This window comes from Dysgonomonas sp. Marseille-P4361 (genome assembly GCF_900343125.1).
Classification (GTDB): Bacteria; Bacteroidota; Bacteroidia; order Bacteroidales; family Dysgonomonadaceae; genus Dysgonomonas.
Genome location: NZ_OPYL01000002.1, coordinates 235,046 through 257,900 on the forward strand (window position 1 = coordinate 235,046; position 22,855 = coordinate 257,900).

Below are 22,855 nucleotides of genomic sequence, written 5' to 3' on the forward strand. Positions count from 1 at the left end.
TAGTAGCTATTTTTTAGCTATACATTTTATTTTTAAGTGCTTTTATATCTTCCGATGTGATATATTCATCGTATTCCATCATCTTGTCGATAATACCATTCGGTGTCAGCTCGATAATACGGTTACAAACAGTATTTATAAACTCGTGGTCATGAGAAGCCATCAGGATATTTCCTTTGAAATTGATTAGCGTATTATTGAATGCTTGAATCGACTCCAGGTCAAGATGGTTGGTAGGAGAGTCAAGTATCAAGCAGTTGGCACTCTTAAGCATCATTTTAGAAATCATACAACGCATCTTTTCCCCTCCCGAAAGCACAGGTACCATTTTTAATACCTCTTCCCCAGAGAATAGCATACGTCCAAGATACCCTTTAATATAGATTTCACTTGTATCGTCCGAAAATTGTGACAACCAATCTACAAGATTTATATTATCTTTGAAATAATCGCTGTTATCCAAAGGCAGATATGCAGAAGTAATTGTCTGTCCCCAGCTAAATGTTCCCTTATCAGGTTTTGCATAATCATTGATAATTTCAAAGAACGCAGTCATTGCACGAGGATCTTTCGATAGAAATACTACCTTGTCGTCTTTCTCGATATTGAAGTTCACATTGTCGAACAGAACTTTTCCTTCGATGCTTTTACTTAAACCATTAACTTCAAGAATCTTGTTGCCCGGCTCGCGATCGGGAGAGAAGATAATTCCCGGATAACGACGCGAAGAAGGTCTGATCTCTTCAATGTTGAGTTTTTCCAACATCTTCTTACGGCTAGTCGTTTGTTTCGATTTTGCCACATTGGCGCTAAAGCGACGAATAAACTCTTCAAGCTCTTTTTTCTTCTCTTCAGCTTTCTTATTTTGTTGTTGTTGTTGACGTAGTGCCAACTGGCTCGATTCGTACCAGAAACTATAGTTACCGGCAAACATGGATACTTTACCGAAATCGATATCTACTGTGTGAGTACAAACAGAATCGAGGAAGTGACGGTCGTGGGAAACAACCAAAACCGTATTTTCTGAGTTAGCCAGATAGTTTTCCAACCACATTACTGTTTCTATATCAAGGTCGTTGGTAGGCTCATCCAGAAGCAGATTGTCAGGGTTTCCAAATAGGGCACGAGCTAAGAGGATACGTACTTTTTGTTTACCACTCATGTCACCCATCATCTGATAATGCAGGTCTTCGCTTACACCTAGTCCACTCAGAAGCATTGCCGCATCGTTTTCGGCGTTCCAACCTTCAAGTTCAGCAAATTTTTCTTCCAGTTCCGATGCTTTTATACCATCTTCGTCACTGAAATCTTCTTTTGCATACAGAGCATCTTTCTCTTTCATGATGTCCCAAAGTACAGTATGTCCTTGCAGAACTGTGTCCATTACTGTTTGAGAATCGAATGCAAAGTGGTCCTGAGATAATACAGAAAGTCTTTCGCCCGAACCGAGAGAGAATGTTCCTGTTGTTGCGTCTTTTTCGCCGCTAAGGATTTTTAGGAAAGTAGATTTTCCTGCACCATTAGCACCTATTATACCATAGCAGTTGCCGCTGGTAAACTTAAGATTCACATCTTGAAATAATACACGTTTACCGAACTGAATACCTAAATTAGAAACTGTTATCATTCTTTGTTGTTTACGAAGTGGTTTTAAAATCGGCTGCAAAGGTACGAATTTATTAGCTGAAACTCAAAGGGGGATAGAAGATTGTGGGATAAGTATACTTAAAGTTTCGAAAATAAAAAAGCTGCAACATGATTAGTTGCAGCTTTTGCGAGCTTTAAAGTTTAATTAATCTTTAAAAATTTTCCCTTATTATGAAATTGCTCTTATTTGTTTGAAAGGTAATCAGAGATTCCTTCTTGAGTAGCTTTAAGTGCTTTATCTCCTTTTTTCCAGTTAGCAGGGCATACTTCGCCATACTCTTCTGTAAATTGCAGAGCGTCGATCAGACGTAAGATTTCGTCTACGCTACGACCAAGAGGCATATCGTTCACTACCTGGTGACGTACAACACCCTCTTTGTCGATAAGGAAAAGACCACGATAAGCTTGAGGTGTTCCTACAAAAATATCCTGACCTTCGTCGTTATAGTCAAATGATCCGGCTAGTACATCGTAAGCAGAAGAGATCATAAGAGATTGGTCTGCTACAAGTGGATATTTAACTCCTTTGATACCACCATCATTTTGTTCTGTTTGTAACCATTTCCAGTGCGAAAAAGCTGAGTCTGTTGAAGCTCCAACAACTGCTACGTTGCGAGATTCGAATTCAGCCATTTTTTCTTGGAAAGCGATAATTTCTGTTGGACATACAAAAGTAAAGTCTGCAGGATAGAAAAAGAATACTACATATTTTTTACCTTTGAATTGCTCTAATGAGAAACCTTCTACGATTTCATTTCCGTTGATTACAGCGCTTGTGCTGAAAACCGGTGCTTGTTTACCTACTAATACTGACATAGATTTTTTTTGTTTAATGTTATATTATATGATTCTTATTTTTATACAAATATAATCTCCTTTTGGTGATAAATCAAATAGATATTTGTTATTGATATATCTATATGGTCTATTTTGTAGGTCTATCTCGTTGACACTCTAAATGCTTTCTTTTATTAGCGAAAATACAAACTAAATAGTTAATTTTGCTGTCTGAAAAATATGTCAATTCTATACTTTAATCCAGGTCATGAGACTGCTGTACTGAATGCGTCTAAATACTACACGGCACCGGCTAATGTGGTTGCTATGCAGAGGGAATTGTCGTTTCTTCCGGCTTGGTATGGAAGTTCGAATGATGTGGTATTGGTGGAATCATTGACTGAATATGAAGACTTTTATCCAGCCATATCTAAACAATTTCCACTCTTGCCGAAACCTATAGATGCAACAAGTATAAGGGATTATAAGAATGAAGAAGTTGTGTTGTGGGGAATATCACCTCAGGCTATTCATTATATGAGAAGCATTTGCGATACAAGTTGTATTATACCCGATTGGGAAAGAGAATGCTTGTTATTGCATAGTAGAGAAACTGCTAAAGAGTGCTTAATAAAGCTTATTGATACTGTTGAAGGAATATCTAAAAGTATAATACCTCAGTTTCATACTCAATTAGAGACGATTGAAGAAACTGTAAATATATCTTCCTCTCAGTTATTGGCTAAAGCTCCTTATTCATCTTCAGGCAGGGGCTTGCTTTGGTTGCATCAGACGGGGATAACTCGCACCGAAAAACAGATTCTACATGGTATTCTCAAGAAGCAGGGGGCAGTATCAGTTGAACAGGTACTGGAAAAGGATATGGATTTTGCAATGGAGTTTATTGTTGATAATCAGGGAGATATATCTTTTGAGGGGTATTCTTTATTTTTTACAAACGCAAAAGGTTCATACTTAGGTAATTATCTGATGAGCCAAAAAGAGATAATAGCTCAATTGACCTGTAAAATATCTTCAGGTGTACTCTTGCAAGTACAAGAAAAATTAACACTGATTCTGAAAGAAAAATATGCCCCTGTTTATAAGGGTTGCATTGGTGTAGATATGATGCTGTATAAAGAAAATGGGGAATATAAGCTCCATCCTTGTCTTGAAATCAACATGCGTTACAATATGGGGTACTTGGCTACTAAGCTATACGAGAGGTATGTTGATCCAACATCTAAAGGCATGTTTAAAATAGACTTTAGTGCAAAGAGTGGTGATATATTTACTCGCCATCAAGAGAATATAAATAATCATCCTCTTTCTCTCGAAGGGGGTAGAATACAAAAGGGCTATCTCCCTTTATGCCCTGTAACAGAGGATTCCCATTATTGGGCATATATCCTTATTGAGAATTAAAAAACTCTCCTTCTAAACTCGGCACAAACTATAGCTGTAGCTATGGATACATTAAGCGACTCGGAGGTTAATTCCCCTAGGGGATAGTTTGGGATAAAAAGTTTCTTTGTAATGAGTTTGGCTATTTCGGGACGAATGCCATTCCCTTCATTTCCCATCACTATAATGCCATTGGAGGTTATATGCTGCTCATACATATTCTCTCCATCCAAAAGAGTGCCATAGATAGGATATTCGTTACTCTCCTTTAGAAAATATTCTAAGTCGGTATATTGTAGATTGACACGGGCAATGGCTCCCATTGTAGCTTGTACTACTTTGGGGTTGTAGATGTCGGCAGTATCATTCGAACAAATTATATGTTTGATTCCATACCAATCGGCAACACGTACAATCGTACCTAAATTACCGGGATCTTGTACTCCATCTAAGGCAAGAATAAGGTCTTCTTTCAGGTTTATCTCCGTTTCTGACTTTTGCTGATAAAAGACAGCTATAGCTTGTTGAGGATTTTGAAGAAAACTTGCTTGATCCAACTGATCTTGCTTAACTTCAATAACTTCTTCCGCTAGGGATGTATCTATGCCTTGTAGATAATTAGGCGTAGCTACAAGTAGTTGACACTTTATGTGAGGAAGTAAGTCTGCTATTAACTTATTCCCTTCTGCCACAAAAGTACCATGCTCGGTACGGTGTTTCTTATCCTTTAACGAACGAATATATTTTAGTTTACTTTTACTTAAACTCATGTACTTCTATTTATAGATGATTTCTAATCTGTTGCCTTCCGGGTCTAGTGTCTCAAACTCATAGTATCCATCTCCTGTAACTCTAGGTCCTCTTAAGATAGGGTAGCCGGCCTGTGATAATTCTTTAGCTTTTTCGTCCACCTTTTCTTCTGAGGTTACTTCTATTGCTAAATGTATATACCCCAGATGTTGCTTGAGAGTATCGTTCAGGTTTTTGGGAATATCAATTCGGTGCATGATCTCAATCTGGCATCCTGAATCGAAGCGAAGAAAGTAACTACTAAATCCTGTAGCCTGATTAATATAGAGCTCATTTGATGAAGCGTCAAAATGCTTTATGTAGTAATTTCTTACTTTTTCTATATCGTTCACCCATATAGCAATGTGATGTATCTTCATTATAAGTGAAAATTGAATAAATTAATAGCTCTTTTTACAACAAAACTACGAAAAGAAACAATTAAAACCCTAAATTTGTCATTCATTTCGTAAAAAGGGCTTATTTCGTTTTCAATGAGGTGTAAAATATTAATCTTTATTATTGTTCTTATTTGTGCTGCAATATGGCAATCGTGTAGCATGACTAAGTTTGTTCCCGAAGGTGAGTACTTATTATCGAGTACCGCTATAAAGAGTGATAAGAAAGTACTGCCATCTTATGAGATGGAACCGCATATAAAACAAAAGCCTAATTATAAAACATTTGCCATATTTAAACTGCCCCTTTTTATATATAGTCTATCAGGGAAAGATACTACTAAGTGGGTGAACAGAACACTGCGTAATGCAGGAGATCCTCCCGTAATATATGATAGCACGATGTTGCATCAGACAGTTGTTGACCTGAAACGATTGATGACAAACAAGGGCTATTTGGATGCCGAAGTAACTCCTGAGGTAAAGTTGCATAATAAGAAAGCAGATGTTACATATAATATAGCAGTAGGAGAACCATATCGTATAGATGATTACAAAATAGCTGTAGACGATAGTATTATGGGCGATCCGATGTTGCCTACTCGGATGCTGTCTTTGTTGAAGAAACCCAATGTATTAGAAACCGATAGTCTGGCATCTATCCGTATTTTAGATACATTGCTATATCGTAACTCCTTAGTGAAAAAAGGTACATTGTTTGACTTAGATATGTTGGATCAGGAGAGAGATCGTATTACATCTGAATTCAGACGATTGGGGTACTATGGTTTTAATAAAGAATATATAGGATTTGAGGCTGATACAACATTAGGAAAACATAATGTAGGACTAGACCTGTCGCTATATCCTTTTATGGCTAGTGCTCCTGATGGCAAAGTTATCAATACTCCTCATAAACAATATAGAGTAAAAAGTGTAGAACTTTATGTGGATTATAATCCTATTGAAGATGGAGATTTAAGCTTGTATAAAGAGTCTTCTACTTATGAGAAAAATGGCTATGTAATCCGTTATGGACAACGAGGTGAATATATAAAACCCCATATAATACTAAGTAGCTGTTACATTGTCCCCGGGACTATGTATGACGAGAACATGACTTCTCTTACGTATAGTGCCTTATCTCAATTACGTATTCTGAAAAATGTGAATATTTCGTGGGAATATGAATCTCCTGCCGAATTGCGTTGTGTTATTACTTGTGTGCCAGACAAAAGACAAGGGGCATCCTGGGATGTAGAAGGAACAAATTCCGGAGGAGCGTTTGGCGTTGGTGCCGGAGTTGGCTATTTACATAGAAATGCATTCAGAGGCTCTGAACAATTTAATATAAAACTTAGAGGGGCTTATGAGGCTGGAGCTTATAAATCAGGGAAATCTTCTAATTTCGCAAATTTTGAAGATAACTACTTTGAGATGGGGGGAGAGGCCTCCCTTACCTTTCCTCGTTTTATGTTCCCTTTCTTGAAGAAAGACTTCAGACGGAATATTCATGCTTCTACTCAATTGAATCTTAACTATACATACCAAAGACGCCCGGGGATGTTTACCCGTACGGTTTCTTCCGCAGGGTTAAGATATATATGGCAGGATAGAAGAATGTCTCTGAATAGACATATATTCGATTTTATAAATGTAAGTTATGTTCATTTACCTAAAGGAAGCCTTGATAGTACGTTTTATGCAAATCTATCTGAGTCGGCAAGACAGTACAGTTTTAACGACCACTTTATTTTAAGCTCGGGTTATACTTTTTCTAGAACAAATGCGACTAGCCCAACTAGAGGCAATAGACCAATCTATTCTTTACGAGCATCGGTAGAAACTGCAGGGAATCTTCTTTCTTTAGCTACAGCTTTGAGAGGGGTTGAATCAGACTCATTAGGGTCGAAACAAGTGTTCGGAACAAATTATGCACAATACTTAAGAGGAACAGTCGACTATAGCAGGACTTATCAGGTGGATGAGAAAAACTCTATTGCCTGGAGGTTAGGAGGAGGTATCGCTTTTCCTTATGGAAACAGTAAGCAGATTCCAATTCAAAAACGATTCTTTTCGGGTGGGGCAAATGGTGTAAGAGGATGGCCTGTGAGAGAATTAGGACCAGGGTCTTATTATTTTAAACCAAGTGATATTCCTGGTGATAGTGATAATTTTTATTATCATTCGGGGGATATTAGACTTGACGCTAGTATCGAATATCGTAGTAAGCTATTCTGGATTATTGAATTGGCAGCTTTTATTGATGCCGGTAATATATGGACAATCAGAGAGTATGACAAGCAAGAAGGTGGAGTCTTTAAGCTAGATAGTTTCTACAAAGAGATTGCTTTTGCTTGGGGCTTAGGTCTTCGTCTCGACTTCAACTATGTGCTTCTTCGTCTCGACTGTGGATGGAAAGCATATGATCCATCAAATGATCCAAATACGAAAAGGTGGCCAATTCTTCAGCCACATAAATTCAGTAAGAATGTAGCATGGCATATTGCTGTAGGCTATCCGTTCTAAATAAAATATATTCTCACATCTTTTAATCCTTTTTAGATAATATGTTTTATTTAAACCGGTTATATTAGGTGTAACTTTGCTCCCTGAATAAAAACATACTTATGATTAAAAAAAATATACTTCTTCTTTTGTTGTCTATAATGATATTGTCTCCACTTTCGGGCCAAACATATGAAGAAATAGTTGATAAAGCTCTCGAACTTACCGAAAATAAAGACTTTGAAGCTGCAGAGCAAACAATAAAAGTCGCTCTGAGAAAAGAGCCGGGAAATCCCAATAATATACTTTTGATGGTAAACTTGGGTACAATACAGCGGAATTTAGGAAAACTAGAAGAAGCTCTTATCTCTTATAATGTAGCAATAGAGAAATATCCGAATAGTGCATTTATCCGTCACAATAGAGCTGCTTTGTATTGTGAAATGAACAGATTTGAAGATGCTCTGACTGACTATAATACAATGTTATTAGCCAACTCTGTAGATGTAGAAGCATTGCATCGCAGAGGATTAATATATCTAAGCCAGAAGAATCTACTGGCGGCAGAAGAAGACTTTGAAAAGATGTTAGAACTAGATGCTGACAACTTAATAGCTAAGGCTGGTCTTGCTGCTATAATGAAGCGCAGAAGCGAATGGAAAGAAGCTGAAGAAGTGTATAGCTATCTTATTTATAAAGATGCAAATGTAGCAGAACTTTATCTAAACAGAGCTGAATGTTATATGGAGCTTGATAAGTTAGGGAAAGCCTTAGATGATGTGAAAAAGACTATTGAGTTAGGTTACAATACAGCAGAGGTATATATCTTGAAAGGAAAAATTCGCTTGGCTCAATACGACAAGCAGTTTGCGAAAGAAGATTTTTTGAAAGCGAAAGAGCTAGGTGCAAATGCTGAATATATAGAGGAACTTTTATCTTATTGCAAATAGAATTCTGCTTATTGAATAGTGTTGATAATATTTCCTTTTGCTGGAAATAGCTGAGTAAGTAATTTTTTTAGTCCTTGTTTTTCTTCCGCTGTAGCTTGTGAAGCTACTCTGGCTATTTCATCTATTTTTGATTCAGAGATTATTGTAAGTAGAGGCGAATTAGGTCTGTTCTTTTTTAATTCCTGTATTTCGTCGACAGACTCAATAATTCTTATTCTACCACGCGATGAATTAGCTGCCATTTCGTCTAGTCCCAAACGATGGTATTTGTAAAACATAGTATGGAAGTTGCTCGAACTTTCTTCAGTCAGAGCCATAGCAAGATCGTATCTGTTCGAATTCCTTCCCGAAAAAGGTTCCCATCCCTTAGAGCCTAAAGATTGAGCCATATTGGCTATCTCCATAGCTTTTGCATAGTAAGGTTTCCCCCCATTCGAAGAGAAAGAATCAGCATCAAGTCCGATAATTATATTTGCATAATAGGCAATAACGGCAATCAAATTATTTTCAATCGATGAACTGTTGTAATCTAGGGGTTGTCCTAGCATATAATTGAATTCGAATTGAGTATCTTTGAAGTTGAAAAGGGTTGTAACATAGGATGAATTATAGACCGGGCGGCGCGAGGATATTAGCATCTCGGCCTCAAAATTATTGCCCTCCGATACTTTGTTTATTGTAATAGCAAAAGTACAGTCGATTCGTTCATTTTTGGAGTATGTCAGATTAGTCCATTTTTGTTCGTTAAGTATCTGGCTCAGTATTTTTTCTAATGAAGAAAAAAGTTCTTTGTCGGCAGATTGAATTTTTTGAGTGTTTATTGTAAGTCTGGCGTTCAACTCTTGGCTAAATGCCTGAGCCGAAAATATAACTACAAATAGTAATGTAAATATTAATCTCATAGTTATTCTAAATTATACGTTACACTAAGAACCTTAAATTCTGTACGACGATTCACCTGATCAGCCATTTCTTGTTGTTCCGGAGTTAGTTGTTCTACAAACTCAGGGGTAAGAACTGCTCCCTCTTCAAGAAAATCAAATTTCTTTACAACAGCTTTTGTTACTCTCTTTGGCTCTTTTTTGCCTTTGCCTACTGCTGTTAGTCTATCTTTGGCTATTCCACCTTCTATCAGATAGTTTACGACAGATTCTGCTCTTCTTTGTGACAAAGACTGATTGTATTCATCGCTTCCCTTTCGGTCGGTATGTGCCGAAAGTTCAATTGTTACATTTGGGTTTAGGGTTAACAGGTCAATCAGTTCATCCAAACCTTCTTTAGATTCTGGACGCAATGTTGCTTTGTCGAAATCGTAAAATATATTCTCCAGTACAACGGGTTTATTGATAGGCGTCAATACAAAATCAACAAAGTAAGTGGAATCTTTATCCATTTCTAATGTACTCAAAGACATCTTCGTATTCAAATGATCTTTTGCACTTGCCAAGAATACATAATCTACCCCTTGATTTACATCTAATGTATAAGTGCCATCAATCTTTCCAGGAAATCTCTTATTTGTACCGTCTTTGCCCACTACTCTGATAGTCGGGTTTATAACAAATTCGTCATCAGTATCTACAATATATCCTTCTATATTTGTTTTTATGATTGGATATTCGAATGAATAAATATGGTCAAAGCCTTTAACATCACCTCTGTTAGAACTGAAAAAACCTCGCTCATTTGCTCCTTCGAAAGTGATACCAAAGTCATCAGACTGAGAATTTATCGGATATTTAAGATTGTCGATAGTCCATCTGTTCAGACTGCTATGGAATTGTGCTTTGTATATATCTAATCCTCCCATACCAATATGACCATCCGAAGAGAAATAGAGAGTAGAATCATTTCTAAGATAAGGGAACATCTCATCACCAGCGGTATTAATATCGGGTCCAAGATTCTCTATTGACTCTACAAGGTCTCCAACCATTTTTGCCCGCCATATATCTTTACCTCCGTATCCTCCGGGCATATCAGAAACAAAATAGAGATACTGTCCGCTAGAATTTATTGTAGGATGTGCATATACGCTGGTTGAGTCCTGTTTATTTATAGTTAATAAAGTTCCAGCATTCCAAGCCCCTCCTGATCGACGGGATATATAGATGCGCGGATATGTGCTGGTAATCGAGTCGGCTAACGGTGTATGAGTATAATACATAGATCCTCCTTCGGAAGAAAAGAATACAGTACCTTCATCCGATTCTGTATTTACGGGAGAGTCTACATGTTCGGGTTTCATCCATTCTCCATTTTCATCTTTTCTGGACATGAATATATCATTCAGTTTTGCTCCGGTTATACCGCTAATGGTATCACCTATTGCTTCTTTTCTGTTGGATGCGAAATAAACCTGATCGTAATCTGGGGGTAATAGCATAGGACTAAATTCAGCTCTGTTAGAGTTGAATAATCCCATTTTTTTTACCGTATATTTGGTAGGGTTTATTCTCCAGTCAGGAGCAACCCTCGTCCCTTCTAATCCATTTAGTGCAAACTGATTATCAGGTTGTATTTCTAAGAATTCTTCATAATACTTTGCTGCCGATTTATAATCTCCGGCCTTGTGTAACGAACGGGCATATTGAAGAGTCATGGTGCTATCTTCTGCCTTATATCTTATGGCATTGGCATAGGCTGCATTTGCACGAACCGGATAATTGATTAAACGGTAACTTTCGGCCATTCTAAGTGCAACCTCACCTCTTAGTTCCCTCTTTTTAGGGGATGTTTTTCTATATATTGTACGATACATGTCGGCTGCAACAAAGTATTCACCTTGCGCAAATTTCTCATCAGCATCTTCCAGTTTTACTTGTTTACAAGAGTAGGATAGAGGCAGAAGGATAATGGAAGTCAATATATAATATAAACAGTTCTTCAAATCAAGTTTGTTGATATAGATACAAATATAACTTATTTATACTTATAATATTGTTTACTGAGCCCGAGTATCTGTTTAATCTTCTCCTTTCAGGGTTGGTAAACTAAGCTTATATTTGGTTGCGATTACTCTGACTACAACAACAAAGACTGCAGTAGATACTTCTATGACGATGTCTTCTACTCCGAAATAAAGTAAAATACTAAAAAGAATACCTCCTAATATACAGGCAATAGCATAGAGTTCTTGAGTGAAGATAATAGGAATTTCGTTGATAAGAATGTCACGAATAATTCCTCCTACAATCCCTGTAATTGTAGCCATGGATACACATACCCATACCGGATAATAAAGAGCGTGAGCTTTTTCGTATCCTACTACAACAAAGAGTCCGAGTCCTATACAGTCGAACCAAAATATTGTATTGTTGAGATGGACCAGATATTTTCGGAAAAGAAGAACAAAGATAAACGCAAATAAAGTACACCATATATAGCGGCTTGTCTGCATCCAGAATATGGGTACATCGAGTAATAGGTCGCGTAATGTTCCTCCTCCAACAGCAGTGACAAAGCCTACGACGATAGCTCCAAACCAGTCGAATCGTTTTGCCGATGCTAAGCGGATTCCGCTGATAGCAAAAGCGATAGTCCCTAAAAATTCGATAATATCAACAAATTCTATTTGTGCAAGATCATTGAAAAGGAACATAATAGTGGTATAGATTATTGTTTTTTAATTAACCTTCATTTGCTATCATTCCGCTACCAATGCATAGTTTAGATGCAGAATCGTATACCACACCAAACTGTCCGGCAGCAATGCCTTGTATTTTTTCGTCAGAATGGATTCTGAAAAGATCGCCTATTTTCTCAATACGACCTTGGGTGAACTCTGGTGTATGACGTATTTTGAAAGTTATATCTTTTGTACCCTCAAAGTTTCCCCATATATCTTCGGTGATAAAAGAGAAGCCAGCTAAGTTTACTACCTTGCCGTATTGTGTTTCCGGATCATAACCATTAGAAACATAGATAATGTTCTCTTCTGTATCTTTTTGGATTACAAACCAAGGTCCACCACTTAGTCCTAGACCTTTTCGTTGTCCTATGGTATGGAACCAATAGCCATCGTGACTACCAAGAACTTTGCCTGTTTCCAATTCTACAATTTTACCTTTTTTCTCACCTAAGTAGCGACGAATAAAATCGTTGTAGTTGATCTTGCCTAAGAAGCAGATTCCCTGACTATCTTTTCGTTGAGCCGAAGGAAGGTTTTGCAGAGCCGCAATTGCTCGTACTTCGCTTTTTAGTAGGTCGCCGATAGGAAACATTAATTTAGATACTTGTAAATAGTCTATTTGTCCCAGAAAATAAGTCTGGTCTTTTACATGATCTTTTGCTGTAGAAAGCCATGTCTTTCCGTTCAATTCGGTTGTAGTTGCATAATGACCGGTAGCAATTTTATCAAATTCGTGTCCCCATTTTTGTTCGAAACAGCCAAATTTGATCATCTTGTTACACATCATATCAGGATTGGGAGTTAAGCCTCTTTTCACAGCTTCGATAGTATAGCTAACTACATTTTCCCAATATTCTTCATGCAATGAAACAACTTCCATCTTACAACCATATTTCTTGGCTATATATGTAGTTATCTCGATATCTTCTTCAGCAGGACAATCTATGTATCCTTGTTCGTCTTCCATCCCTATGCGGATGTAGAATATTGTAGGGTCATAGCCTTGTTCTTTTAGTTGGTGTACAACAACAGAACTGTCAACACCTCCTGAAACTAATGCAGCAATTTTCATTTATTATAATAGAACTTGTATGTTATAAATTTAAAAGACCTCTTTTCTTCATAAAAAGAGAGTTTGTTATCTTATTCGTGTTTTCGCAAACATCTTAAATGTACCTAGTCCGAAGTTTAAACCAAATCGGACGAAAAATTGTTCTCTATTACCTGTTACATTAAAGTCGTATCCAGTTTTTACAAAGAAACTTTTGTAATCAACATAAACATTCGGCGATATAATGATTCCATCTTTACCATGCTTGAAGTTAAACAGATAACCGGCATCGCATCCAACCAATATTGTAACCGGAAAATTATTGAACAGCGATTCACTTATATAAGAAGTGAATTGTAGGGGTTTAATATTAAGTCCTGCAACCGGAGAACTACCCCCTGTATAATCTATTCCGCTGGCTATAAACATATTTAATGAGTTCTTCTTGTGCCAAACTGGAAAAGATGCATTTGCTGCAAATTGGATTGCATTGCCAGCTCCTTTTGCATCCGCATATTGGGCACCTACTCCGATCAACTGAGCCGAAGAAGTCATTGGTATAATTAGCAGTAAGAAGATGATTTTTATAACTTTCATCATGTCAATATAATTAAGCTACAAAATTACACTTTATTTTTCAATTTTTACTTTTTCTATATCCAAGTCTGCTTTAGACTTACTAACAGTCACTAGATATACGCCACCAAAAATAAGTAGTGCCGCAATTAATTTTTCCATTGTGAACCGATCCATCCCCATTGATATTGCAACACCTGATGCTATTAAAGGCTGAAGATTGTTGTACATAGAAATAGTTGTTGGTCTTATTCTTCGTTGGGCTAAAGGAATACACAGGTAAGTGATAAATGTTGCCCCTATCAATGCAAATCCTAGACAAAGGAATGGAGTGATATCGGTTTGTTGAAACAATGGGGCTTCCATTACATACTTGTACCCGATAGGTAAATCGATTATTGCAGCAAATAAGAACATCCATTTCATCATCGTTATAGGAGAGTATTTTGTCGATAATGGGCGGGTGATTACCAAATAGAAGGAATAAAAAAGTTGAGCCCCAAGTACAGAAAGGTCTCCAAATAGAGCAGACCCTTCGCCAGCACTAGCTACATTGTTACTCGTATAGACTAAAAATATAGCTCCTGCTCCTCCAACGACAACTCCTCCTGCTTTTTTGAAGGTTATTGGTTCTTTCAATATAATGGCTGCTAAAATCATAGCAAACAAAGGGCCACTTGTTGTGATAATAGAAGCGTCTACCGATGAGGTCTGTCCTAAGCCAATAGCAAACAGACTCTGATTAATTAACATGCCGCTAAGACCTCCAATGCAAAGTATCAGTAAGTCTTTTCTTTCAACTTTCTCTTTCTTTGTAAACAGAGAAACGAACCAAAAAGCAGTAGCTGCAAAGCCCATGCGTAGCAGGGTCATTGCCATAGGAGAAAGAAAGCCCTCGGTGTAAAGGTACTTATTGATTGGAATATTCAATCCGAATATCGTCATAACGAAGAGCATGATAAGATGCCCTTGTTGTTTTTGAGAGAGAGTCATATTTTATAAACGAAACAACGTTTTCTTGTTCAATCCTTTTTTGTATTCTCTAGTTTGTGAATCTGCTTGTCTTGGAGTTTAGAGAAAAATAGGAGCATACATATAGCTCCAATCATAGCACAAAACATATCAGACTGCGTATCCCATTCATATCCCTGCATTCCTAGAAAGTCATCAGCTCCATCTTTGGAAAGGAGTGCGACCCACCATTCTATAAGTTCATAAACAGCACTAATGGCCAGACATATGCAGACTACAAGAAAAGGTATCCATGATTTCTTTTTTATAACATCAAGTCTTATTAATAGTTCTCTTGCTATCATAGCGGGAATAAACCCTTGTGCAAAATGTCCTACTTTATCGTAATTGTTTCTGCTCTGATTAAATACCTCCTGTATCCAATCGAATAGCGGAACTCTGGCATATGAATAGTGAGCACCAACAAGAAGGATAATGAGGTGGATAAGGATAAAAATATAGGTCATGTCGGTGAACTGAAACTTTTTGAAGGTAAAGACTAATATAGCCACTCCTACAAGACACATACCTGCTTCGAGAAACCATAGACCGACTTCATAAGCTCCTATTCCGGACCAAATGGTGACAAGCAAAAATATGGATAGAAAGATCCAATACCTCATATCGGATGAATGTTGAGAGTTATTTGTAAGAATTGTAAGAAATAACTTCGTCAGAAGGCTTCCTTTTTTTCTCACGTAAGTCTTGTGCGGGATAACCAATAACAATATCTAAAACAACACGTTTATTATCAGGAATGTTAAGTAGCTTTTTTATTTTAGACTCGGCAAACCATCCTAAAATACAGCTGCCTAATCCTTCCGCTTCGGCAGCAAGGCAAATATGAGCGGCAGCAATTCCTATGTCAAGAAAAGCAAAATGTTTGTCTTTTACTATTCCTCCTATACCTGACGATAAGTTTACTTTTTCTTCCACAACAATGATATGTACTGGAGCTTGTTTTGTAAAATGGTTCATCCCCAATAGTCGGGCAGATGCTGCATCGGCAACCTTATTCTTTAGTTCGGGTTCGTCTACAACAATAAAATGCCAAGGTTGTGCATTACATGCAGAAGGAGATAATCTTCCCGCTTCTAGAATACGATTGATTATCTCTCTGTCTATAGTCCGTTCGGTGTCAAATTTACGTGTACTCTGACGTCTTTTGACCAAACTGTAAAATTCGTCTTTTGTCATTTTATAGTTGCGTAATGCGACTTATGTATTTGCCAATTATATCAAATTCGAGATTGACCACACTTCCAACTTTTAGTTGATGGAAATTGGTATGTTCGTATGTATAAGGAATAATGGCAACTTCAAATGTGTTATTAGTTGGAGATACAACTGTCAGGCTAACACCGTTTACAGTAACAGAACCCTTGTCAACAGTCAAGTAGCCTTTTTTAGCCATTTCTCTGTCAAATTCATACTCGAACTTGAAGTACCAGCTACCATCAGCCTCTCTTATTTCTACACATTTAGCAGTTTGGTCTACATGACCTTGTACGATGTGTCCGTCTAGTCGGCCATTCATTAGCATACTGCGTTCAAGATTGACTTTATCTCCAACTTTTAACAAGCCAAGATTTGAACGGTCTAGAGTTTCTTTTATAGCAGTAACGGTGTACGTGTCTCCTTCGATGTTTACAACTGTAAGGCAAACCCCGTTGTGAGCTACGCTTTGGTCTATTTTTAGTTCGTTCGTAAACGAGCAACTCATTGTCAAGTGAAGATTTTCGGCATCTTTAACTAATGATACAACTGTTGCAGCTTCTTCTACAATACCTGAAAACATAATCTTATATATTAATTTTATTTGTTCTTAAAAACTACTACAAAGATACACATTTATATGAAAAGAATATTAATAAAAAATCTGATTAGATGTTATCCGAAAAGACTTCCTTATGCCCTTTTGCGCAGACTCGTAGTAAGGGCTCTTGTTCAAAAAATATTTAGTTCTAAACCTTAAAATGACATAATACAATAAAAATAGATTTCTAAACAGCTCATTACAAAGTATAAGATTAATAAAAAAACTATATCTTTGCTCCCTCATTTTTCAAATTACTCATAATATGAAGAAACTATTGCTTATTTGCTTTACATTACTTTTTTCTATAGCTAATAATATTCATTCACAAGGTTATAACAAGAATTGCTACTTTGGATTTACATTCGAAGTGAGTGACAATGCGAACTGGGGATATGGTGAGCTTATAATTACAGGCGTTGAACCAAACTCACCTGCAGAAAAGGCTGGAATAAAAGTTAATGATATTATAATGGAAATAAATGGCAAAGCTACTTATTTGCGCGATAATCAAACTATAGCAGACTGGCTTTTCGGAGATATGTATGCTCCGACAGTTACTTTTACGATAAGAAATATGAACACATATTTTAAAGAATATACGCTTTATCGTGAATGTGTAGCTACAAATTCAGTGAATGAAAAAGAGCTTTCTAAAATATATTCTTTTTATAGTCTGGAAAATACAAACGAGCAAGTCTTTTCTCTTCCTCTGACTATTACTCCGCGTAAGGACGCTGATTTTGCAGATTATCATACATATGATTTTTATAAAGACGGAAAACCCGTTCCGGCAATAGATGCTCAGATAACGGCTCTTCTAGATAAAGAACTTCAAGCTAAAGGACTAGTGAGAGATACTAAAGATCCGGATATTATAGTTCAAGCATATTATAACTATGGTCCGAATCCTAAATTCACAGGACTTGAGAATCCTAATGCGAGAGCAGCTTCGTTGCGTTATGATGCAGATTTGGAAAAAATGGTGGCATTACCAATTGTTGATTATACTAACCCTAATAAGGACAATGTAAGTCAGTACATTGTAGAATATGGTTTTAGCTTTTATGATAGAAAATACATCGATGCTCCGAACTTGGTGCAAATTTGGGATTGTAATATGAAAGATCACTTATCTTCAAAGTATTCGTTGGAAGAATATGTAAGAGTTCATACTCCTTTGATGCTTAAACAATTACCGTATACAACACCTCGCTCAGAGGCTACATATTCTGTAGACTTCAATAAATACAATTATACAGGTTTGTACTTTGATGCTGATGACTTAAAAACGATAACGGATGTGGATATGGGTTCTCCTGCCTACAATGCTGGAATTCGTCCGGGATATGTAATAACTAAAATTAATAATAGAAAATTTGAACATACCAGAGATGCATTGTCTGAGGGGTACCTTAATTTTGTAGCAGAGACAATGGTTTACAGAGATCAAAAGACGCGTTTTACAAATGCAGAAGGTTATCCGGATTGTATGTTCTGGAACGTGGCCTATTATAAGGATATAGCTAAAGAATTGAATAAATCTAAATATATGGCTCAATTTGCATACTTATATAATTTTGAGAAATATGTCAATGATAAAGGTGAGGATACTTTAGTAATAGAAGCTTGGGATGGAATGCAGAAACGAGTATTTCAAGTGAAGCCTGAAATACGACGATCAATACTTGTAAAGACATTATAATGATACAAAAAAGAGGATACGGATAGTATCCTTTTTTTATGCTAAGATCTAAGATAGATATTGTGTGACCACTATAAATAATCTCTATCTTATACAAACTTAACTCTAATAATAAACTGCAAAATAAACCGATTTGAGTATCTTTATGCCCAAATTGTGAGCTATGTCTAAATATAACTTTGATGAAATAATTGAGCGTAGAGGTACCGGAGCTATAAAGGTTGATGCTCTGGAAGAACGCTACGGGAGTACAGATCTTATACCTATGTGGGTAGCAGATATGGATTTCAAATCTCCTCAGGCAATTGCAGAAGCTATTATAGAAAGGGCTAAGCATGGCGTTTTTGGCTATACTAAAACTTCTCAAGAATATTATAATTCTATAATCAACTGGGTTGGTAACTATCACGATTGGAAGATAAAACAAGAATGGATATCTTTTATACCGGGAATAGTAAAAGGAATTGCTTTTGCTGTGGACTGTTTTACCGAAAAGGATGACGAAGTAATTATTCAACCGCCAGTATATCATCCATTTCGTATTGTTCCTACCTTGCATCATAGAACAGTAGTTGACAATCCCTTGATTTTAGAGGCTGGTCAATATAAGATGGATATTGAAGGACTCAAAAAGTTGATAACATCTGCTAGTAAACTCTTGATTTTATGTAATCCCCATAATCCGGGAGGTAGAGTTTGGACTAAACAGGAATTAATTGATATAGCTGATATCTGTTATGAACAGAACGTTTTGGTTATATCGGATGAGATACATTCTGATTTAGCATTCGCACCAAGTAAACATATTCCTTTCGCAAGTGTTTCATATAAGGCAGAACAAAATAGCATAACATTTATGGCGCCGAGCAAGACATTCAATATTGCAGGTATTGTAAGTTCTTATTCGATTGTTCCGAATGATAAATTGAGAGAACAATTTCATGCATATCTGTCAAGCAGCGAATTAGAATCAGGGCATATCTTTGCTTATTTGGCAGCTCAAACAGCTTATAACGAAGGTAAAGAATGGTTAAGCGAGGTCAAGGAATATTTGTGGGAAAATATAAAATACGTAGATAATTATTTGAAAGAAAATATTCCACAAATAAAAGCAATGATTCCCGAAGCGTCTTTCCTTGTATGGTTAGACTGCCGAGAATTGAACTTGTCTCAGCCTAATTTGGTATCGTTATTTATTAAAGATGCTAAATTGGCATTGAATGATGGCTCTATATTTGGAGCAGGAGGTGAAGGATATATGCGTTTGAATATTGGAACACCTCGTGCAAACGTAGAAAAAGCAATGCATAATCTAAAAGCAGCTATTGATAAAATTTGATATTGGTAGTGTTGGCCAAATTAGGCATAGTTATTGTTGTATAGTAATAATAAAATAAAGTAGTCTTAATAGACTTGATTAATAAATTAAAATAAATACAAAATGAAAATTTCAACAAATAAATTTGTTGCTCTGTCATACGATCTTAATGTCGGAGAAGGCGAAGAGCGTGAATTGATGGAAAGAGCTACAGCTGAAACTCCACTAGAATTTATCTTTGGAACGAACTCTATGCTAGAGGCTTTTGAAAGAAACTTAGATGGAAAAGCTGAGGGTGACTCTTTCGACTTCGTACTAACTCCAGAGGAAGCGTATGGCGAATATGATGATGAAGCAGTGGTTGATCTACCTCGCAACATATTTGAACAAGATGGAAAGTTGAACGAAGAAGTTATTTTCGAAGGCAATACTGTTCCTATGATGGATACTAACGGAAACCGTTTGAATGGTTCGGTAGTAGAAGTGAAAGAAGATGTTGTAAGAATGGATTTCAATCATCCTTTAGCTGGTGAAACTCTAAACTTCACAGGAAAAGTACTTGTAGTTAGAGAATCTACTCCAGAAGAAATAGCTGCATTGTTTGCTCCTCAGGGAGGTTGTGGTTGTGGATCAGGCGGCTGTGGTTGCGGTGATTCAGAAGATTCAGGCTGTGGCTGTGGAAGTAATGGAGAAGCAGGTGGCTGCGGTTCTGGCTGTAGTTGCTAATAGATAAAATATTTAGAAGGCGGGGTCATTTTATGATTCCGCTTTTTTTATGATATTTTTCTTTCCATTATAATATAATCATAGCCGTTTTTAGAGAAACATACATCTGTATCTTGATAACCAAATCTTTTATAAAAGTCAGATGCATTAACACGAGCATTACACCAAATCCTTTCAGCTTTTATATCATTGGCATAATTAATCAGCCATCTCATCAAAGCTGAAGCATAGCCCTTTTTCTGCATATCTGTTAGGGTTGCTAGTTTTCTGAATTGTATTTCTCTTTTATTCATAAATAAAGACATGACAGAAATGAGTACCCCTTGCTCATATACTCCGATATGTAATCCTTCCGTGTCATCAGGAAGCTTTACAAATTCTATATCCTTATCGGGATACATTACTTGCTGCCTTAATTCTAAAACTTCGGTGTATGGAACTTCTGCAATAATCATATTGTACTATAATTTGTAAGTGAGCATGAGCCTGCTTTCGTAAGTTTGGGAAAACACATTATCAAAATAACGATAGTTCGTGTCGCGGGTATAGTTGTAAAATATACTACTCAAATAGAGTTGCTTCCTTAACTTGAGGTCAGCTCTAAGGCTTATTGCATGAAGTATAGCCTGCGAACGGTCTCCTTGATAATTGAACTCATGCACATCTATTGTACTCCAATCTATATCTTGAGGATATCCCTTCCATGTAAACATTCTATATACTTCGTAATTGCCCGAAATGCTAAATTTGTCTTTGTATGCAGTGTTGAATCCTATTTTAGAACTAAAGCCACTGGCAAGATTATAGTTTCGCATATCTACAACATAATGGTCGCTTAACGATCCTCCCAGCAGAACTAAATTTGTATGTAAAAAAGCATCAAAACTAAATCGTTTGGTTCTATTGCTTTTGTATATAAAGCCAAGTCCCATAGAGGCCGGAGTACAAAATTTGTAAGGGATTTTGCCCGATGTTTTAGATATAGTATCAGAGTCGTAATAGTCGAAATGCTGATAGAATCCTAAACTAAGGAAGTCTTTTTCTGTTTCTACAAGATCCGTGACAAATAGTCTACCCACTATATTGAGTTGACTGAGAATTGGTTGAGAACTGTGAATGTTCAGATTGCTTTTGAAAGTAAAATAATCATAAGGCTTCTCGTTCTCAGACGAGAAGCGATCTCCGTATTCAATATTAATATCAATAGCAGCTCCTACACCCTTGTCTAAAATAGGCTCTTTAAACTCAAGTGCTCTAACTCCGGCCGCTATTTCTACACTGACGTCAGGCACGCCGAATTGTTTTCCGCTTGTAGGTCTTTTTCTCCATGCGTCACCACTAATTATGCGGCTTAATCCTCGTGTAGGGGCTATCAGAAAGCCTGAAAATTCTCTTCCAAATCGATCAGCTCCCGTTAATCTGTCATCCAACACTAAATCAGAAGCTCTGTACAGGACTTCACCCAAAGCAAGACCTCCTATTGGAGTAGCAACGATATCATTAATAGAAGGATACTCATTCTCAAGAAACAGCTCCCACATGGCACTTCCTCCAAAGGCGAAAGCTCCTGATTCCCAGAAGTTGTATCCGTTCGACCTTGCCGAGTTAAAGTACAAACTACCATGGTAAGGGTGTAAGAACATATTTGTTCCCATCTGATCATTATCCCAGACAAAGCCTTTTTTGAGGTTCTTTTTTATTGTATGTATATTTATATAGGCAAATTCAGCTTCCAGAACATACCTGTCAAAAGCCCATAATCCCATATTCATGCCAACAATTTTAGATGTAGCCAGCCATCCTTTTTTCTGCGAATAGTGAGCTATATCAGTAGAATCGGGAGGTTTAGGCATTGCGACTTGTTTGCGAATAGCAAACTGAGCTTGAACTGATAATGATATGAAAAGTATAATGAAGATTAATTGTATTCTGTTTTGCATGAATAATAAACCAAAGAGTAAATGTAAATTAGAAACAAAGATAATTTTATAAATGAACAAACGAACTGTATTAAGATCGGTTAATCATATTCTCACTAAACAATAACTGAAGAATAAAAGTTGTATTTAAGTATAATTTTCTAATTTTGACGATATGTTGATGAAGCAGATTTTGTTAGTGGCTACAGGTGGTGCTGTTGGAAGCGTTGTCCGTTTCCTTACATCCTACTTTGTTGTAAGGATTGAGACCTTTACTTTCCCCGTAGCTACTTTTATTGTCAATATATTAGGTTGTTTTTGTATTGGAATATTTACAACCCTCTTCCCCGAAAATAATCTTCGATTCTTGCTTATTGCAGGGTTTTGTGGCGGATTTACCACTTTCTCAACCTTTGCAAATGAAACCTTAACTCTGATAAATAACAACCAAATACCCTTGGCAATTGTTTATGTAGTACTGAGTTGTGTAGTCGGACTCGGAGCTGTTTGGTTGGGTATGTACCTGGCTAAATAAAAACGTAATTTCGATAATTTAACTTTTGTTCGTAGAGAATTCTCTCCTCTATTGCATCTATATAATAATAGCACAATAAATTTTCAAGATATGA

General features: G+C 36.7%; 22 protein-coding genes. 7 read left to right on the forward strand and 15 right to left on the reverse strand.

Features of this window, described 5'->3' with window-relative positions:
* Window positions 1-13: 13 nt before the first annotated feature.
* Together DHU68_RS04835 and DHU68_RS04840 are read right to left on the reverse strand one after the other, a co-directional pair.
* Window positions 14-1,627, reverse strand: coding sequence for an ABC-F family ATP-binding cassette domain-containing protein (locus tag DHU68_RS04835; protein WP_108821852.1), 1,614 nt, complete (start codon window positions 1,625-1,627; stop codon window positions 14-16).
* 203 nt (window positions 1,628-1,830) lie between these two features.
* Window positions 1,831-2,463 (reverse strand): peroxiredoxin, encoded by a 633-nt coding sequence (locus tag DHU68_RS04840; protein WP_108821853.1) that lies wholly within the window; start codon window positions 2,461-2,463, stop codon window positions 1,831-1,833.
* 201 nt (window positions 2,464-2,664) lie between these two features.
* Between DHU68_RS04840 and DHU68_RS04845 the strand changes: the two genes are divergently transcribed.
* On the forward strand, window positions 2,665-3,849 hold the full coding sequence (locus DHU68_RS04845; RefSeq protein ID WP_108821854.1) for a hypothetical protein: 1,185 nt from the start codon (window positions 2,665-2,667) through the stop codon (window positions 3,847-3,849).
* Here DHU68_RS04845 and DHU68_RS04850 read toward each other — a convergent pair.
* Together DHU68_RS04850 and DHU68_RS04855 are read right to left on the reverse strand one after the other, a co-directional pair.
* Window positions 3,846-4,598, reverse strand: a complete 753-nt coding sequence (locus tag DHU68_RS04850; RefSeq protein ID WP_108821855.1) for an RNA methyltransferase — start codon at window positions 4,596-4,598, stop codon at window positions 3,846-3,848. The genes DHU68_RS04845 and DHU68_RS04850 overlap by 4 nt on opposite strands.
* A gap of 6 nt (window positions 4,599-4,604) precedes the next feature.
* Window positions 4,605-4,997, reverse strand: a complete 393-nt coding sequence (locus tag DHU68_RS04855; protein WP_108821856.1) for a VOC family protein — start codon at window positions 4,995-4,997, stop codon at window positions 4,605-4,607.
* Window positions 4,998-5,177: 180 nt separating this feature from the next.
* On the opposite strand from DHU68_RS04855, the gene DHU68_RS04860 reads away from it, so the two are divergent.
* A complete protein-coding gene (locus DHU68_RS04860) occupies window positions 5,178-7,544 on the forward strand; it encodes a BamA/TamA family outer membrane protein (RefSeq protein WP_255412447.1) in 2,367 nt (788 codons plus the stop codon).
* 101 nt (window positions 7,545-7,645) lie between these two features.
* Entirely contained in the window at window positions 7,646-8,473 is an 828-nt protein-coding gene (locus tag DHU68_RS04865; RefSeq protein WP_108821858.1) for a tetratricopeptide repeat protein, read from the forward strand.
* A gap of 8 nt (window positions 8,474-8,481) precedes the next feature.
* Here the strand turns inward: DHU68_RS04865 and DHU68_RS04870 are convergent, their stop codons facing one another.
* From DHU68_RS04870 to DHU68_RS04910, 9 genes are all read right to left on the reverse strand, one after another.
* A complete protein-coding gene (locus DHU68_RS04870) occupies window positions 8,482-9,375 on the reverse strand; it encodes a DUF4835 family protein (protein ID WP_108821859.1) in 894 nt (297 codons plus the stop codon).
* A gap of 2 nt (window positions 9,376-9,377) precedes the next feature.
* A complete protein-coding gene (locus tag DHU68_RS04875) occupies window positions 9,378-11,363 on the reverse strand; it encodes an OmpA family protein (protein WP_108821860.1) in 1,986 nt (661 codons plus the stop codon).
* 75 nt (window positions 11,364-11,438) lie between these two features.
* Complete coding sequence (locus DHU68_RS04880; protein WP_108821861.1) at window positions 11,439-12,074, reverse strand: trimeric intracellular cation channel family protein; 636 nt, start codon at window positions 12,072-12,074, stop codon at window positions 11,439-11,441.
* A gap of 28 nt (window positions 12,075-12,102) precedes the next feature.
* Window positions 12,103-13,176 carry a tRNA 2-thiouridine(34) synthase MnmA gene (mnmA, locus tag DHU68_RS04885; RefSeq protein ID WP_108821862.1) on the reverse strand — a complete coding sequence of 358 codons (1,074 nt, stop codon included), beginning with the start codon at window positions 13,174-13,176 and terminating at the stop codon, window positions 12,103-12,105.
* A 66-nt stretch (window positions 13,177-13,242) separates the two neighbouring features.
* Window positions 13,243-13,755 carry a hypothetical protein gene (locus tag DHU68_RS04890; RefSeq protein ID WP_255412448.1) on the reverse strand — a complete coding sequence of 171 codons (513 nt, stop codon included), beginning with the start codon at window positions 13,753-13,755 and terminating at the stop codon, window positions 13,243-13,245.
* A 30-nt stretch (window positions 13,756-13,785) separates the two neighbouring features.
* Window positions 13,786-14,724, reverse strand: a complete 939-nt coding sequence (locus DHU68_RS04895; RefSeq protein WP_108821863.1) for a DMT family transporter — start codon at window positions 14,722-14,724, stop codon at window positions 13,786-13,788.
* 29 nt (window positions 14,725-14,753) lie between these two features.
* Window positions 14,754-15,365 carry a DUF2238 domain-containing protein gene (locus tag DHU68_RS04900; protein WP_108821864.1) on the reverse strand — a complete coding sequence of 204 codons (612 nt, stop codon included), beginning with the start codon at window positions 15,363-15,365 and terminating at the stop codon, window positions 14,754-14,756.
* Between the two features lie 19 nt (window positions 15,366-15,384).
* Complete coding sequence (locus DHU68_RS04905; protein WP_108821865.1) at window positions 15,385-15,939, reverse strand: nitroreductase family protein; 555 nt, start codon at window positions 15,937-15,939, stop codon at window positions 15,385-15,387.
* A 1-nt stretch (window position 15,940) separates the two neighbouring features.
* A complete protein-coding gene (locus tag DHU68_RS04910) occupies window positions 15,941-16,540 on the reverse strand; it encodes a riboflavin synthase (protein WP_108821866.1) in 600 nt (199 codons plus the stop codon).
* A gap of 283 nt (window positions 16,541-16,823) precedes the next feature.
* Here DHU68_RS04910 and DHU68_RS04915 point away from each other — a divergent pair, with 283 nt between their 5' ends.
* From DHU68_RS04915 to DHU68_RS04925, 3 genes are all read left to right on the forward strand, one after another.
* Window positions 16,824-18,263 carry a PDZ domain-containing protein gene (locus tag DHU68_RS04915; RefSeq protein WP_108821867.1) on the forward strand — a complete coding sequence of 480 codons (1,440 nt, stop codon included), beginning with the start codon at window positions 16,824-16,826 and terminating at the stop codon, window positions 18,261-18,263.
* Between the two features lie 163 nt (window positions 18,264-18,426).
* Complete coding sequence (locus DHU68_RS04920) at window positions 18,427-19,602, forward strand: MalY/PatB family protein (protein ID WP_108821868.1); 1,176 nt, start codon at window positions 18,427-18,429, stop codon at window positions 19,600-19,602.
* A gap of 102 nt (window positions 19,603-19,704) precedes the next feature.
* The gene (locus DHU68_RS04925; protein WP_108821869.1) at window positions 19,705-20,307 is read left to right on the forward strand and encodes a peptidylprolyl isomerase; all 603 of its coding nucleotides are present in this window, start codon (window positions 19,705-19,707) and stop codon (window positions 20,305-20,307) included.
* Window positions 20,308-20,354: 47 nt separating this feature from the next.
* On the opposite strand, the gene DHU68_RS04930 is transcribed toward DHU68_RS04925, so the two are convergent.
* Both DHU68_RS04930 and DHU68_RS04935 read right to left on the reverse strand, forming a co-directional pair.
* The gene (locus DHU68_RS04930) at window positions 20,355-20,762 is read right to left on the reverse strand and encodes a GNAT family N-acetyltransferase (RefSeq protein ID WP_108821870.1); all 408 of its coding nucleotides are present in this window, start codon (window positions 20,760-20,762) and stop codon (window positions 20,355-20,357) included.
* A 6-nt stretch (window positions 20,763-20,768) separates the two neighbouring features.
* Window positions 20,769-22,247 (reverse strand): DUF3943 domain-containing protein, encoded by a 1,479-nt coding sequence (locus DHU68_RS04935; RefSeq protein WP_108821871.1) that lies wholly within the window; start codon window positions 22,245-22,247, stop codon window positions 20,769-20,771.
* 160 nt (window positions 22,248-22,407) lie between these two features.
* On the opposite strand from DHU68_RS04935, the gene crcB reads away from it, so the two are divergent.
* On the forward strand, window positions 22,408-22,761 hold the full coding sequence (gene crcB, locus DHU68_RS04940; protein ID WP_255412449.1) for a fluoride efflux transporter CrcB: 354 nt from the start codon (window positions 22,408-22,410) through the stop codon (window positions 22,759-22,761).
* Window positions 22,762-22,855 lie beyond the last annotated feature (94 nt).

What these genes read in the sequence shown, in the direction of transcription:
- DHU68_RS04835 (WP_108821852.1), bottom strand. Translation starts at nt 1,627, where the DNA reads ATGATAACAGTTTCTAATTTAGGTATTCAGTTCGGTAAACGTGTATTA.
- DHU68_RS04840 (WP_108821853.1), bottom strand. Translation starts at nt 2,463, where the DNA reads ATGTCAGTATTAGTAGGTAAACAAGCACCGGTTTTCAGCACAAGCGCT.
- DHU68_RS04845 (WP_108821854.1), top strand. Translation starts at nt 2,665, where the DNA reads ATGTCAATTCTATACTTTAATCCAGGTCATGAGACTGCTGTACTGAAT.
- DHU68_RS04850 (WP_108821855.1), bottom strand. Translation starts at nt 4,598, where the DNA reads ATGAGTTTAAGTAAAAGTAAACTAAAATATATTCGTTCGTTAAAGGAT.
- DHU68_RS04855 (WP_108821856.1), bottom strand. Translation starts at nt 4,997, where the DNA reads ATGAAGATACATCACATTGCTATATGGGTGAACGATATAGAAAAAGTA.
- DHU68_RS04860 (WP_255412447.1), top strand. Translation starts at nt 5,178, where the DNA reads ATGACTAAGTTTGTTCCCGAAGGTGAGTACTTATTATCGAGTACCGCT.
- DHU68_RS04865 (WP_108821858.1), top strand. Translation starts at nt 7,646, where the DNA reads ATGATTAAAAAAAATATACTTCTTCTTTTGTTGTCTATAATGATATTG.
- DHU68_RS04870 (WP_108821859.1), bottom strand. Translation starts at nt 9,375, where the DNA reads ATGAGATTAATATTTACATTACTATTTGTAGTTATATTTTCGGCTCAG.
- DHU68_RS04880 (WP_108821861.1), bottom strand. Translation starts at nt 12,074, where the DNA reads ATGTTCCTTTTCAATGATCTTGCACAAATAGAATTTGTTGATATTATC.
- mnmA (WP_108821862.1), bottom strand. Translation starts at nt 13,176, where the DNA reads ATGAAAATTGCTGCATTAGTTTCAGGAGGTGTTGACAGTTCTGTTGTT.
- DHU68_RS04890 (WP_255412448.1), bottom strand. Translation starts at nt 13,755, where the DNA reads ATGATGAAAGTTATAAAAATCATCTTCTTACTGCTAATTATACCAATG.
- DHU68_RS04895 (WP_108821863.1), bottom strand. Translation starts at nt 14,724, where the DNA reads ATGACTCTCTCTCAAAAACAACAAGGGCATCTTATCATGCTCTTCGTT.
- DHU68_RS04900 (WP_108821864.1), bottom strand. Translation starts at nt 15,365, where the DNA reads ATGAGGTATTGGATCTTTCTATCCATATTTTTGCTTGTCACCATTTGG.
- DHU68_RS04905 (WP_108821865.1), bottom strand. Translation starts at nt 15,939, where the DNA reads ATGACAAAAGACGAATTTTACAGTTTGGTCAAAAGACGTCAGAGTACA.
- DHU68_RS04910 (WP_108821866.1), bottom strand. Translation starts at nt 16,540, where the DNA reads ATGTTTTCAGGTATTGTAGAAGAAGCTGCAACAGTTGTATCATTAGTT.
- DHU68_RS04915 (WP_108821867.1), top strand. Translation starts at nt 16,824, where the DNA reads ATGAAGAAACTATTGCTTATTTGCTTTACATTACTTTTTTCTATAGCT.
- DHU68_RS04920 (WP_108821868.1), top strand. Translation starts at nt 18,427, where the DNA reads ATGTCTAAATATAACTTTGATGAAATAATTGAGCGTAGAGGTACCGGA.
- DHU68_RS04925 (WP_108821869.1), top strand. Translation starts at nt 19,705, where the DNA reads ATGAAAATTTCAACAAATAAATTTGTTGCTCTGTCATACGATCTTAAT.
- DHU68_RS04930 (WP_108821870.1), bottom strand. Translation starts at nt 20,762, where the DNA reads ATGATTATTGCAGAAGTTCCATACACCGAAGTTTTAGAATTAAGGCAG.
- DHU68_RS04935 (WP_108821871.1), bottom strand. Translation starts at nt 22,247, where the DNA reads ATGCAAAACAGAATACAATTAATCTTCATTATACTTTTCATATCATTA.
- crcB (WP_255412449.1), top strand. Translation starts at nt 22,408, where the DNA reads ATGAAGCAGATTTTGTTAGTGGCTACAGGTGGTGCTGTTGGAAGCGTT.